The sequence below is a fragment of the Duganella sp. Root336D2 genome (assembly GCF_001425005.1).
Taxonomy (GTDB): Bacteria; Pseudomonadota; Gammaproteobacteria; order Burkholderiales; family Burkholderiaceae_D; genus Rugamonas.
Window position 1 is genome coordinate 38,358 of the sequence record NZ_LMDB01000039.1, and the last position, 12,653, is coordinate 51,010.

11 protein-coding genes are annotated in these 12,653 nt (G+C 64.2%); 3 read left to right on the forward strand and 8 right to left on the reverse strand.

Annotated elements, in window-relative coordinates:
• Positions 1–39: 39 nt before the first annotated feature.
• The 4 genes from ASD07_RS28280 to ASD07_RS28295 are packed head-to-tail and all read right to left on the reverse strand — an operon-like array spanning position 40 to position 6,186.
• Positions 40–1,263: a hybrid sensor histidine kinase/response regulator gene (locus ASD07_RS28280; protein WP_055938718.1), complete on the reverse strand. Its 1,224-nt coding sequence runs from the start codon at positions 1,261–1,263 to the stop codon at positions 40–42.
• Positions 1,263–1,868, reverse strand: coding sequence for a chemotaxis protein CheB (locus ASD07_RS28285; protein WP_055938721.1), 606 nt, complete (start codon positions 1,866–1,868; stop codon positions 1,263–1,265). Before ASD07_RS28285 ends, ASD07_RS28280 begins: the two co-directional genes overlap by 1 nt.
• Positions 1,868–2,698 (reverse strand): protein-glutamate O-methyltransferase CheR, encoded by an 831-nt coding sequence (locus tag ASD07_RS28290; RefSeq protein ID WP_055938724.1) that lies wholly within the window; start codon positions 2,696–2,698, stop codon positions 1,868–1,870. Before ASD07_RS28290 ends, ASD07_RS28285 begins: the two co-directional genes overlap by 1 nt.
• Positions 2,698–6,186 (reverse strand): response regulator, encoded by a 3,489-nt coding sequence (locus tag ASD07_RS28295; protein WP_055938727.1) that lies wholly within the window; start codon positions 6,184–6,186, stop codon positions 2,698–2,700. The genes ASD07_RS28290 and ASD07_RS28295 overlap by 1 nt, the downstream gene beginning before the upstream one ends.
• A gap of 115 nt (positions 6,187–6,301) precedes the next feature.
• On the opposite strand from ASD07_RS28295, the gene ASD07_RS28300 reads away from it, so the two are divergent.
• Complete coding sequence (locus tag ASD07_RS28300; protein ID WP_055938730.1) at positions 6,302–6,739, forward strand: hypothetical protein; 438 nt, start codon at positions 6,302–6,304, stop codon at positions 6,737–6,739.
• Between the two features lie 3 nt (positions 6,740–6,742).
• On the opposite strand, the gene ASD07_RS28305 is transcribed toward ASD07_RS28300, so the two are convergent.
• Complete coding sequence (locus ASD07_RS28305) at positions 6,743–7,678, reverse strand: zinc-dependent alcohol dehydrogenase family protein (RefSeq protein WP_055938732.1); 936 nt, start codon at positions 7,676–7,678, stop codon at positions 6,743–6,745.
• 108 nt (positions 7,679–7,786) lie between these two features.
• Between ASD07_RS28305 and ASD07_RS28310 the strand changes: the two genes are divergently transcribed.
• Complete coding sequence (locus ASD07_RS28310) at positions 7,787–8,665, forward strand: LysR family transcriptional regulator (RefSeq protein WP_055938735.1); 879 nt, start codon at positions 7,787–7,789, stop codon at positions 8,663–8,665.
• Here ASD07_RS28310 and ASD07_RS28315 read toward each other — a convergent pair.
• A complete protein-coding gene (locus ASD07_RS28315; RefSeq protein ID WP_055938737.1) occupies positions 8,662–9,663 on the reverse strand; it encodes an aldo/keto reductase in 1,002 nt (333 codons plus the stop codon). The two genes, ASD07_RS28310 and ASD07_RS28315, sit on opposite strands and share 4 nt — an antisense overlap.
• Positions 9,664–9,764: 101 nt before the next feature.
• Here ASD07_RS28315 and ASD07_RS28320 point away from each other — a divergent pair, with 101 nt between their 5' ends.
• Positions 9,765–10,700 (forward strand): LysR family transcriptional regulator, encoded by a 936-nt coding sequence (locus tag ASD07_RS28320; RefSeq protein ID WP_055938739.1) that lies wholly within the window; start codon positions 9,765–9,767, stop codon positions 10,698–10,700.
• On the opposite strand, the gene ASD07_RS28325 is transcribed toward ASD07_RS28320, so the two are convergent.
• Both ASD07_RS28325 and folE read right to left on the reverse strand, forming a co-directional pair.
• A complete protein-coding gene (locus ASD07_RS28325) occupies positions 10,697–12,058 on the reverse strand; it encodes a thioredoxin family protein (RefSeq protein WP_055938742.1) in 1,362 nt (453 codons plus the stop codon). The genes ASD07_RS28320 and ASD07_RS28325 overlap by 4 nt on opposite strands.
• A 3-nt stretch (positions 12,059–12,061) precedes the next feature.
• Positions 12,062–12,628: a GTP cyclohydrolase I FolE gene (gene folE, locus ASD07_RS28330; RefSeq protein ID WP_028102807.1), complete on the reverse strand. Its 567-nt coding sequence runs from the start codon at positions 12,626–12,628 to the stop codon at positions 12,062–12,064.
• Positions 12,629–12,653: the final 25 nt, after the last annotated feature.

Below are 12,653 nucleotides of genomic sequence, written 5' to 3' on the forward strand. Positions count from 1 at the left end.
GCACAACTCGCTGCCAAAAGCAAAATGTCCACTTCGGGGTCAGGAAAGAATGTGGACATTTTCGCTAAGAATGTCCACATTCGTTCCTGACCCCCGGTTGGACATTTCGTCGGCGCGGGGCAAGGTGAAGATGAAGGTGGCGCCTTCGTTGGACTTGCTGCGGACCACGAGGGTGCCGCCGTGGGCCTCGGCGAGCTGGCGCGAGATGTAGAGGCCCAGGCCTAAGCCCGCGGGCATGCCTTCCATTTTGCCGCGCTCGAAGGGTTCGAAGATTTTCGGCAGCACCTCTTCGGGGATGCCGACGCCCTGGTCGATCACTTCGATGCGGGCATTCTCGCTGTCGGCATGCAGGCGTACGTCGACCGGCTTGCCGCCGCCGTAGCGCAGGGCGTTGTTGATCAGGTTGACGATTACCTGCTCCACGCGGAATTCATCCCAGCACCCGGCTACCGGCTGCACGATCGACAGTCGTAGTTCGCTCTGCATGTCGGCGGCGTGGTGCGACAGGTCGCCGACGATGCGCTGCAAGAGCGCTTCCAGGTCGACGCGTGCGGGGCGGATCGAGAGCTTGCCGGCGCGGATGCGCGATACATCGAGCATGTCGTCGATCAGGCGCACCATGGCGTGGATCTGGCGCATGTCGCGCGCCACCATGCGTTCCAGCTGCTCCGGCGCGAAGTGGTCCATGTTGCCGCGCTCGAGCTGCAGCTTGCGCATCTGCGCTTCCAGGTAGAGGGTGTTCAGCGGCGTGCGCAGTTCGTGCGCCACCATCGACATGAACTGGTCGCGCATTTCCAGCGCGCGCTGCAGCTCCTGCTGTACGGCGTTCAGTTCACGCACCGTGGCTTCGCGCTGTTCAACGATCTGCCGAACTTCCTGCTTTTGCCGGTACAGGTCGACGAAGACATTCACCTTGCTTTTCACCGCATCCGAATCCAGCGGCTTGTAGAGGAAGTCGACCGCGCCTGCTTCATAGCCTTTGAAGGCGTAGTTCAACTCCCTGCCGGCGGCGCTGACGAAGACGATGGGGATGTGGCGGGTCTTGCCGGTGCCGCGCATCAGCTCCGCCAGTTCAAAGCCGTCCATGCCGGGCATCTGCACGTCCACGATGGCGAGGGCGAATTCGTGTTCCAGCAGCAGGGCCAGCGCTTCTTCGCCGTTGCGGGCCTGGTAGATGACGCGGTCATCGGCGCGCACCAGGGCATTCAGGGCGCGCAGGTTTTCCGGCAGGTCGTCCACCAGCAGTACATTGGTCGGTTCCATCAGTGCGTCTCCAGCATCAACAACAATTGCTTGATCTGCTCAAGCGGCAGCACCAGGTCGGGAGCGCGGGCGTTGATCGCCTCCTGCGGCATGGTTGCAATTTCTGCTTCGTTCGGGTCCTGTACGACCGTCAGGCCGCCGGCCCTGCCAATGGCCGCCATGCCCGCTGCGCCGTCTTCATTGGCGCCCGTCAGCAATACGCCTGCCAGGCCGGCGCCGTAGGCGTCGGCCGCCGTCTCCATGGTGATGTCGATGGCGGGCCGGGTGAAATGCAGGGGGGCGTCGCAACTCAGCGAGAAGCTGCGGTCGTTCTCGAGCAGCAGGTGGTAACCAGCCGGTGCAAAATAGAGAGTACCTGGAATTACGTCCTCCTTGTCGCCCGCTTCGCGTACGGGTAGCGCGACCTTTTGCTGGAATACCTCCACCAGCTGGTTTTGCCTACCACTCTTTACGTGAAGCACGACGACTATCGGTAAGCGATAACCGCGCGGCAGCGCCGGCAGCATCTGCAACAACGCATTCACACCGCCGGCCGACGCGCCGATCACGACCGCCTCCGTGGTGCGGCCTTGCACAGCCAGTTCCAGCGAAGGGTCGGTTTGCATTATTTTTTCCTGAACAGGCGATCGCGCCTGGCGAGCACTTCAAACCTCGGTCCATAGGCGGAGAAGTCGATGCTCTCCTTGCTCCCCAAACCCAGGAAGCCGCGGTGGCATAGCGACTCGTGGAACAGCCCGAGCGCCCTCTCCTGCAACTTCTTGTTGAAGTAGATCATCACGTTGCGACAGCTGATGAATTGGGTTTCGGCGAACACCGAATCGGTGGCCAGGCTATGGTCGGCGAACGTGACGTTCTCGCACAGCGAGCGGTCGAACAGGGCGGCGTTGTAAGCGGCCGTGTAATAGTCGGAGAAGGCGCGCTTGCCGCCTGCCGCCTGGTAGTTGGCGGTGTAGGTGCGCATGTTCTCCAGCGGAAAAACGCCCTTCTTGGCCTTCTCCAGCGATTGCGGGTTGATGTCGGTGGCGTAGATGATGCTGCGCTCCAGCAGGCCTTCTTCCTTCAGCAGGATGGCGAGTGAGAACACTTCTTCGCCGGTGCTGCAGCCGGCCACCCAGATCTTCAGCGAGGGGTAGGTGCCCAGTACGGGCATCACGTGCTCGCGCAGGCCGATGTAGTAGGTTGGGTCGCGGAACATTTCCGTGACGGGTATCGTCAGGTATTGCAGCAGCTGGCTGAAGGCGCTGGCTTCATGCAATACACGCGACTGCAATTGCGAAACGGTGGCGCAGCCCATTTCGCTCATGGCGTGCAGCACGCGGCGTTTTTGCGAGGCGCTGGTGTAGTCGCGGAAGTCGTAGCTGTAGCGCAGGAAGATCGCTTCCATCAACATGCGCAGCTCGATTTCGACGCTGCTGATAGGCGCCCCGTCGCTCATCACACCGTGTCCATGGCTGGCATCCACACCCGCAGCAACGAGTACAGGCGGGACAGGTCGATCGGCTTGGCCAGGTAATCGTTGGCGCCGGCGGCCAGGCATTGCTCCTGGTCGTCCTTCATGGCCTTGGCGGTGATGGCAATCACCGGCATGCGGACGAAGCGCGGGTCGGCGCGCAGGCGGCGCGTGGCTTCCAGGCCGTCCATGCCGGGCATCATGATGTCCATCAGCACCAGGTCGATGTCGGGCACGGTGTCGAGCTTGTCGAGGGCTTCGTGGCCATTGCGGGCGATTTCCACCAGGGCTCCCTTTTGCTCGATGGCGCTGGTCAGGGAGAAGATGTTGCGCACGTCGTCATCCACCAGCAGGATGCGGCGGCCTTCGAACACGCGGTCGCGGCTGCGTACCGCCTTCAGCATGGTTTGCCGCTCGCTGGAGAGCTGGGACTCGACCTTGTGCAGGAACAGCGTCACTTCGTCCAGCAGGCGCTCGGGCGAACGGGCGCCCTTGATGATGATGGAGCGCGAGTATTTCGACAGCTCGGTTTCTTCGGCGCGCGTCATGTTGCGTCCAGTATAGACAATCACTGGCGGGAAGCTGGCGATTTCCTGCTGGGACATCTGTTGCAGCAGTTCGCTGCCCTGCATGTCGGGCAATTTCAGGTCCATCACCATGCAGTCGAAGACGGTAGCGCGCAGCTGTTCCAGCGCTTCGGCGCCGCTGGCGACTGCGGTAATGTCGATGTCTTCGTCTTCGATCAGCTTGACCATGCTTTCGCGCTGGCGTTCGTCGTCTTCCACCAGCAGGATGTGCTTGATCTTTTGCGTGAAGCGGCGTTCCAGGCGGTCGAAGGCGGCCAGCAGTTCCTCGCGCCCGGCGGGTTTGCGGACGTAGCCGACGGCGCCCAGGTGCAGGGCTGCCTCGCCGTTGTCGGTGCCGCTGATCACGTGCACCGGGATGTGGCGGGTCTGCGGGTTGTCCTTCAACATCTGCAGCACCGACAGGCCGGAGCGGTCGGGCAGGCGGATGTCGAGCATCACGGCCTGCGGCTGCTGCTCCTGGGCGAGTTGCAGGCCTTCTTCGGCGGTGAATGCGGCCAGGGCGCGGTAGCTGGCTTCATGCGCTAGGTCGTACAGGATGCGGGCGAAGGCGGGGTCGTCCTCGATGATCAGGACTTTGCGTTCCGGCGGGGCGGCGGCGCTGCGGTCGTCTTCGAAAGGGCGCAGTGCATTGCCGGCGCCATCGGCGGCCGGCAATGGATCGCTCGCGGGCGGCGGGTCCGCCGGCATGGCGGACGGGACGGAAAATACCGTGCTGGACGGCAGCTCGTCCTGCGGCGCGGCGACCGCCCATTGCGTCGGCAGCAGCAGGGTGAACGTGCTGCCCTGCCCTTCAACGCTGGACAGCTCGACCTCACCGCCCAGCAGCCGGGCCAGGTCGCGCGAAATCGACAGTCCCAGGCCGGTCCCGCCGAAGCGCCGGCTTGGCGTGCCATCGCCCTGCTGGAAGGCGTCGAAGATCGCACCCTGCTGCTCCGCCCGAACGCCAACGCCGGTATCAATCACTGCAAAGCGCAGCAAGCCTGCTTCGCCCGGCGACACGCGCAGGATTACCTTGCCGCGATCAGTGAATTTGACCGCATTGGACAACAGGTTCTTGAGGATCTGCTCCAGCCGCTGCCGGTCGGTATAGATCTTCTCCGGCAAGCCTGGCAAAAGATCAATGACGAACTCAAGGTGCTTTTCCTGCGCCAACGGTGCAAATACTGCCTGCAGGTTATCGATCATCAGCTGCAGCACCACATCTTCCGGCGCCAGTTCCAGCTTGCCCGCCTCCACCTTGGAGATGTCGAGGATATCGTTGATCAGCGCCAGCAGGTCATTGCCGGCGTTGTAGATGGTTTGCGCAAACCGCACCTGCTCCTCGTCCAGGTTGCCCTGCGCGTTATCGGCCAGCAGCTTGGCCAGGATCAGGGAACTGTTCAAGGGCGTGCGCAGCTCGTGCGACATATTCGCCAGGAATTGCGATTTGTATTCGCTGGCCCGTTCCAGGTCGCGCGCGCGTGCTTCCACATCGACCCGCGCTGCCGCCAGCGCGGCATTGCGCTGGTCCAGCATCTCCGCCTGGGTTGCCAGTTTTTCGTTGCTCTGCTCCAGCTCCAGCTTCTGCATTTCCAGGCTGGTCCGCGATCGCTCCAGTACGCGCGATTGCTCTTCCAGTTCCTCGTTGGCGGTGCGCAGCTCCTCCTGCTGTACCTGCATCTCCTCGTTCAGCGACTGGGTTTCCACCAGCACCTCGCCCAGGCGCTGGCGCGCGACCGTGGCCTCGATCGCCATGCCGATATTCGCCGCTACCAGTTCGAGGAAGTCCAGCTCACGCCGCCCCGCTTCGCGCATGAAGCCCAGCTCCACCACGCCGTTCACGCGGCCATCGCTGTGCACCGGCACCAGCACCAGTTGATGGGGCATGCCATCGCCCAGCGAGGAGGTCACCTTGATGTACCCTTCCGGCAGTTGTCCCAGGTGCACCGCGCGCCGGCTGCGCGCCGCCTGCCCCACCAATCCTTCGCCGGGCAGCAGTTGGCGCCCCCTCGCTTCGTCTTCCTGGCTGAAGCCATACGCCGCCGTGCGTTCCAGCGAGCCGTCCGGCTTCACCACATAGAACGAGGCGACCGCCACATCCAGGTAGCGCGCCATGAACTGCAGCAGCGTTGACGACAGCAGCGGCAGCGTCATCTGCCCGATGCCCTGCTCGGCCAACTGGCTCTGGCCTTCGCGCAGCCAGGCCTGGTGCTGCAGCTGGTAGGCATGCGTGTGCTGCTCCTGCAATGCGTCGCGGTACACCGCCGACAGCCGCAGCAGATCGCGCCGCCCGAGCCAGGCCAGCAGGCAGCTGACCGTCAGGCTCACTGCCAGGAAGATCGCCACCGTCCAGAAGCCCACCACGCGTACCGCTTCACCGCGCGTGGCCCTCTGGCGCTCCTCGTGCTCTATGAAGGCCCGGAATTGTTCTCGCAACCCGTCGAACGGTATCTTTCCCATTCCGGCGCGCACCATGCCGAGGTAATCGCCCTGCTGGCGGCGGGCGGCGATCATCTGCTCCGCGGCGCGCAGCCATGCCTGGTGCTGGGCGCGGATGTGCTTCAGGCGTTCCACCTGCGTCGAGTCATCCGACACGATATTGGACAGGAAATCGGTCGCCGCTTCAAAGCGCGGCCGGGCCGCGACGTAGGGCGTGAGGAATGCGTCATCCCCGGTCAGCAGGTAGCCGCGCATGCCGCTTTCCATATCGACCGCCAGTTTGCGCAATTCCTGCGCATTGCCGATCGCGCGTTCGGTGGATTCCACTGCGCTCCAGGTACTCATCAGGTAGGCGAACAGCACGACGAAAATGCCGGCAGCAACAATCCCGCCAAGCAGCGGGATCTTCACGTTGCGGTTAAGGATGCGGCGAAAACCCTGGTCGTCGATGGTCGAACTTCTTTGCATTGAATTGGTCGGACAGGCATCGGGAATATCCCAGTGTACCCCTACGGCGGAGCTTGCGCGGCAATCGTGCGCGGGGGCTATAATTGCTTTCAAACCAATCACTCCCTATCGCCCAATGCGCAAGATCCTGATTGTAGTGCCGCTGTTTTTGCTGGCTGGCTGCGTTAATGATTCCGCAACCTTCTATGCGGACGGCACGCGCGAACACACGCTGACCGTGCGGCGGCAGCAGGAGTTTTTCTGGAAGGAAGATGCGCAGTACACGCTGATGGCGGCGCGCCTGCCGGAATGCCAGCGTGCGATTTCCTTGGGCGAGATGCCGCTGGAAGGGTTGGAGTTCGAACTGTTCGCCAGTGGCGATAACGTCTGGAGCCTGCGCGCCGGGAAGTATGTGTGGCAGGTGGAGACACAGGGCTGCACCCTGGTCGCCGAAGGCGGCAATACCGCCGCCACCGGCACCAGGCTCGGGACCTACACAGCGGAGAGCAAGAAGTCGAAGATGCGCTTCGATGCGGAGGCCACCCCGGCCCCTGCGGCGCCTCCGCCGCAATAGGCATCAGCCGATATCCACCACCACCTTGCCGCCTCCCGCCGCGGCATGCGCCTGGTTCACTTCTGCGAGCGCGAAGCGTCCAGGATTCAGCTGCACTTTCAGCTTGCCGGCATCGACCAGCCGCGCCGCTTCGCGCAGGATGGCGCCGTGTGCAGCCCGGCCTTTGCCGGACAACAGCGGCAGCAAGGTAAAGACGCCCGAATAAGTTGCCGCCCGGAACGATAAGGGCGCCAGGGCATGCGTCCCCCAGCCAAGGCTGCTCACCACGTGCCCGCCATACTGGCGCGCGGCGCGGAACGATGCGTCCAGCACTTCGCCGCCTACCGTGTCATACACGATATCGAATTCTTCCCCTTCCGCCTGCTCGATGAAGCGGGCGCCCATGGCTTCGATCAGTTCACGCTGGGCAGGCCGCCCGGTGGCCGATACGACCGCCCCGTGCGCCAGCGCCAGCTGCACGGCCATGCGGCCAACGCCGCCGGCGCCGCCCTGCACCAGCACTGAATCGCCGGCCTTCACGCGAGCGCGGTCCACCAGACCTTCCCAGGCGGTGATGAAGACCAGGGGCAGCGCCGCTGCCTCGCGCAGGCTGATGCTGCGCGGCGCCAGCGCCAGCAGGCTGGCATCGACCGCAGCATATTCCGCCAACGAACCCTGCACGCCGCCGACGCCGCCCGTCATGCCAAAGACCGCGTCGCCTGGCGCAAAGCCGCTCACGTCCGGCCCGACTGCTTCCACCGCGCCCGCCATATCAATGCCCAGCACTGCCGGCAGCGGCATGCGCGCATGCCCGGCCTGGCCTGCGGCGATCTTCAGGTCGAGCGGGTTGACGCCGCTGGCGTGGATGCGCACCAGCACCTGCCCCGCCGCCGGTGAGGGCTTGGCAATCTCGCCGAGGATCAATGGCTTGCCGGCGGCTTCGAGAATCATGGCTTTCATTTCAAGGACTCCTGTGGGTTTCAATGCATGCCAGTGTAGGCAGTGCAAGCCGCGGGAAAAATGGGGCCCGGCTGAAAACGGGATCCACGAATTGTGGATAATGGCAGCATGGATAAACTCGATGCCCTGCGCGTCTTCTGCGCAGTCGTGGAAACGGGAGGTTTTTCGCGCGCGGCGGAAAAGCTGGTCATCTCCACGTCCTCGGTCACGGCCCAGGTGAACGCGCTGGAATCGCACTTCCACGTCAAGCTGATGAACCGCACCACGCGCAGCATGTCGCTGACCGGCGAGGGGCGCGAATGCTATGAACAGGCCCAGCGCCTGCTGGCCGGCATGCAGGAACTGGAGGCCAACCTGCAGCAGGCAACGCGGGAGCCGCGCGGCACCTTGCGCGTCAATATGCCTGGCCTGGTATCGCGCCTGTATATTGCGCCGGCCCTGCCGCGCTTCGTTGAGCGCTATCCGGCCATCACCCTGCAGGCCAGCGCCAGCGACCGCATGGTGGACCTGGTGGAAGAGGCTTACGACGTGGTGCTGCGGCTGGGGGATATCGGCGATGCGCGCCTGGTGGCGCGGCCCTTGCTGCGGACGCGCTTCACCTGCTGCGCGTCGCCCGGCTTCGTGGCGCGCCATGGCAGGCCTGGCGCACCCGAAGAGCTGGTGCGCTTCGATTGCCTGCACTTCATCCTGCCCCGTGCGGGCCGCCTGCGCGAATGGCAATTCGCGGATGGCGCGGTGTTCACTCCGCCGTCGCGCGTCGCGTTCGACCATGTGGATTCGCTGGTCGAAGCCTGCAAGTCCGGCGCCGGCATCGGCCAGTTCCTGTCGCTGTCGGTGGAGCAGGAATTGCGCAGTGGCGCGCTGGTGCCATTGCTTGCTGAGTACCAGGCACCGGGACCCACGCTGACCGCCCTGTACCAGCAGCGGCACCAGCGCGCGGCCAAGGTGCAGGCGTTCATCGACTTCCTGGGCGAGGTCTTCGCCTAGGCTGCCTTCTCACTGTCGAGGTGCGACAGCTGGTAATCGTTGTAGCGGCCACCGGCTGCTGCGCCTTGCGGCACGATCAGCTCCAGCGCTTCCAGGTCGGACTGCAACAGCACCGCATCGAGCGCGCCCAGCGCTTCCTGCAGGCGGCTGCGGGTGCGGGCGCCGACCAGCGGCACGATATCCGTGCCTTGCGCCATCACCCATGCAATCGCCAGCTGCGCCACGCTGATGCCTTTGGCTTGCGCCACCGCCCGCATGCGCTCGACCAGCTCCAGGTTGTGCTTCAGGTTCTCGCCCTGGAACCGCGGGCTGTGCAGGCCGCGATAATCCTGCTCGCCTTCGCGCTGCGTCGTCCAGTGGCCGCTGATCAGGCCGCGCGACAGCACGCCATAGGCGGTGATGCCGACGCCCAGTTCGCGCGCGGTCTGCAGCAAGCCGTTTTCGATACCGCGCGAAATCATCGAGTACTCGATCTGTACGTCGGTGATCGGGTGCACGGCATGGGCGCGGCGCAAGGTTTCGGCATTCACTTCAGACAGGCCGATATGGCGCACATGGCCCTTGCGCACCTGCTCCGCGATGGCGCCGACGGTTTCCTCGATAGGCGTGGCAGGATCCAGGCGCGACGGGCGGTAAATGTCGATGTAGCCGGTACCCAGGCGGCGCAGCGAATAGGCCAGGAAGTTGGCCACGGCCTGCGGGCGCGCGTCGTAGCCGATAAAACCGCCATCCGGATCGCGCAGGGCGCCGAACTTCACGCTGATTTGCACCTGTTCGCGGTTGCGGCCCTGCAGCGCTTCGCCCAGCAGCATTTCATTGTGGCCCATGCCGTAGAAATCGCCGGTGTCGAGCAGGGTGACGCCGGCGTCCAGCGCGGCGCGGATGGTGGCAAGGCTTTCGGCGCGGTCGGCCGGGCCGTACAGGTCGGACATGCCCATCAGGCCCAGGCCGAGCTGGGAGGTTTGCGGGCCGGTGCTGCCAAGTTTGCGGGTTTCCATGTGTGATCTCCAGGTGGGGTTTCGATAGGGACCATTGTGCTATTATCGATTCCAACAATAAATGCGGCGTTTGCTACATCTTTATTCGGGAATGCATAATAATGGACCAGTTGAAAGCCATGCAGGTCTTCCTGGCGGTGGCCGACAGCAAAAGCTTCACCCAGGCCGCTGAACAGCTCGACCTGCCCCGCCCTACCGTCACCAATGCCGTGCAGTCCATCGAGCAGCAGCTCGGCGTGCGGCTGCTCCAGCGCACCACGCGCAAGGTCAGCCTGACTGTTGAAGGCCAGCTTTACGTCGAGCGCTGCCGTGCCCTGCTCAATGAGCTGGAAGACATCAATGCCCTGTTCCTGTCCGACGGCCGCAAACCGTCCGGCACGATCCGGGTCGACCTGCCGGAACGCATTGCGCGCCTGAGCGTTATTCCCGCGCTGCCGGATTTCTTCACGCGCTACCCGGACATCAAGATTCGCGTGGGGGCCAACGACCGCATGGCGGACCTGGTGGGGGAAGGGATTGATTGTGCGGTGCGGGCGGGGGTGCTGCGGGATTCAACGCTGGTGGCCAAGCCGCTGGGGGCGATGGTGCAGGTGAATGTGGCCTCGCCGTCCTACCTGGCGGCGCATGGCACGCCTGTCACCCTGGAAGATTTGCGCGAGCATTGGGCGGTCAACTACTTCTCCAGCCAGACGGGGCGCGACCTGCCCTGGGAATATGTGGCGGATGGGGAGGTGAAGACGCTGTCGGTGCGCAGCAAGGTGTCGGTGGGGAGTTCGGAGGCTTACCTGGGGGCCTGCCTGGCGGGGATCGGGTTGGCGCAGATTCCGCTGCCGGGGATTGAGGCGTTGCTCGAGCGAGGGGAGTTGGTGGAGGTGCTGCCGCAGTGGCGGCCGGCGCCGATGCCGGTGTCGATTATTTATTCGCATAACCGGCACTTGTCGCCGCGCGTGCGTGTGTTCGTGGATTGGCTGGGGGAGGTGTTGAGGCTGGGCCCAAAACCCGGTCAATCTGGGTCTGACCCTGGTTTACCGGTTTAGATGCCCGCCCGCAGCACGTCACCCAACGCCAAGCCCGCCGGCAACTTCGCCACCAGCTTCTGCGCCTGCGTCAGATTGCGCTGCTTGAACCCATCCGGCGCATTCACAAAATCCTGCGCCAGCCCTGCCGCCGCAGCCTCGATCCGCGCGCCATCACCCGGCGTGGTATCGATCAGCGCCGACAGGTAAGTCGCGCCCCACTGGATGCGGGTCGAAGGACCCACCGCCGAGCACCAGGCCTTCTCATACCAATCCAGCATTGCCGGAAGATCCGCCCGGCGCTTGGCCGCGGACGCGAGGCTCAGCTTGAAATAGTACGGCGCATGCGACTCCGTCAGCGTCGCCTGCAGCAAAGCTTCAGCTTCCGCATGCAGCCCCGCATCGTTCAGCGCACTGGCCGCCGTGTTGACCAGCGTATGCCGGCCATGCTTGTCATCCACCAGTGCCAGCGCATGCTGCACGCGCGTACGCACAAGCTGCGGCAAGCCTTCCGCCGCATAACCCATGCGCGACATGCGCACCTGCAAACGCACCGCAGTCAGACGATCCGGCGCCGACAGCCACATGTCCTCAGCCCACGCATGCGCGGCGTTCGCCATGGCGGTCGCCAGTTCAGCATGACGCGCCGGCGCGGCACGTACCAGCTGGTGGCCGCTATTGCCGAAGATGTCCATATTGGCGCGCGCTACACGCGCATCGCCCAGCACCTTCAACAGGAATTCAGGCGACGCGGCATCCACCACACGGCCAGCCTGCGCCACCATCGCATGCAGGCGCAGGCGCGTGGCGGCATCCTCCACCTGGCGCGCAGCGGCCGGCGCTTCGCCGGTTACCGCAGCAGCAGCCAGTTGCGACAGGGTGGTCAAGGTCACGCCCAGGTCGCGGCCGTGCAGCAGCACGCCTTCATCGGTATCCCAGGAATAGTTCGACAGCAACGTCCATTCAGACGGCGACAGGGCACGCGTGCCGTCCAGCGCCGCGGCCATCGACTCGCCCGCCGAATTGCCGGCAAAGCGCGCCGCCATCAGGGCTTCGCCAAACAGTTCGCCATCGAGTTCGCACGGCAGGCGGGTGATCTCGCTGCCATCCGGACGGTACATCACCATGGTCGGATAGCTGCGCAGCTTCAGGCGCGCGGCCATCGCCTGCGCGTTCGGGCTGTCGCCATCGAGTTGCATCGCCACCATGGTTTGCAGCTTGGCCGGGAATTCTTCGCGGCCGAAGATTTCATACTTGACCCGGTTGCACGGGGGGCACCACGCGGCGCCCCAGTACAGGAACAGCGGACGGCCGGCAGCCTGGGCCCCCTCCAGTGCGGCATCAAAACCGCCTTCGAACCACTCGATGGTGTCAGCCATGGATCAGGACTCGCGAGCCAGTGCCAGGAATTCGGTACGCATTGCCAGGTTAGGCTGCAGTTCGCCCAGCATGGCGGAGGTCACGGTTTCTTCACCGGCGGTGCGGATGCCGCGCGATTCCATGCACAGGTGGCGGCACTTGACCACCACGCCTACCGCCTTCGGCTCCAGCACGGTCATCAGCGCTTCGGCGATCTGCATGGTCATGCGTTCCTGCACCTGCAGGCGCTTGGAGAACACGTCCACCAGGCGGGTCAGCTTGGACAGGCCGACAATCTTGCCATTTGGTACATACCCCACGGTGGCCTTGCCGAAGAACGGCGCCAGGTGGTGCTCGCAATGGCTGTACACCGGGATGTTCTTCACGACGATCAGTTCGTTGTACTGCTCGGCGCCATCTTCGAAAGCCTTCAGCACTTCCGCCGGATCCTGGCCGTAGCCGGAGACCCAGTGTTTCCACGCCTTGTGGACACGGTGCGGGGTTTCGATCAGGCCTGGACGATTCGGGTCTTCGCCCAGGTGCTCCAGCAGGCGGCGCCAATCGTCTTCGGTGAATACTTCTTTAGTCATGATTGCAAGGACCGTGAAATGTGGA

Bases quoted from the DNA above. Each gene is read 5' to 3' on its own strand.
- ASD07_RS28280 (WP_055938718.1), bottom strand. From the start codon at position 1,263: ATGGAACCGACCAATGTACTGCTGGTGGACGACCTGCCGGAAAACCTG.
- ASD07_RS28310 (WP_055938735.1), top strand. From the start codon at position 7,787: ATGGATAAACTCGATGCCCTGCGCGTCTTCTGCGCAGTCGTGGAAACG.
- ASD07_RS28315 (WP_055938737.1), bottom strand. From the start codon at position 9,663: ATGGAAACCCGCAAACTTGGCAGCACCGGCCCGCAAACCTCCCAGCTC.
- ASD07_RS28320 (WP_055938739.1), top strand. From the start codon at position 9,765: ATGGACCAGTTGAAAGCCATGCAGGTCTTCCTGGCGGTGGCCGACAGC.
- ASD07_RS28300 (WP_055938730.1), top strand. From the start codon at position 6,302: ATGCGCAAGATCCTGATTGTAGTGCCGCTGTTTTTGCTGGCTGGCTGC.
- ASD07_RS28290 (WP_055938724.1), bottom strand. From the start codon at position 2,698: ATGAGCGACGGGGCGCCTATCAGCAGCGTCGAAATCGAGCTGCGCATG.
- ASD07_RS28325 (WP_055938742.1), bottom strand. From the start codon at position 12,058: ATGGCTGACACCATCGAGTGGTTCGAAGGCGGTTTTGATGCCGCACTG.
- ASD07_RS28295 (WP_055938727.1), bottom strand. From the start codon at position 6,186: ATGCAAAGAAGTTCGACCATCGACGACCAGGGTTTTCGCCGCATCCTT.
- folE (WP_028102807.1), bottom strand. From the start codon at position 12,628: ATGACTAAAGAAGTATTCACCGAAGACGATTGGCGCCGCCTGCTGGAG.
- ASD07_RS28305 (WP_055938732.1), bottom strand. From the start codon at position 7,678: ATGAAAGCCATGATTCTCGAAGCCGCCGGCAAGCCATTGATCCTCGGC.
- ASD07_RS28285 (WP_055938721.1), bottom strand. From the start codon at position 1,868: ATGCAAACCGACCCTTCGCTGGAACTGGCTGTGCAAGGCCGCACCACG.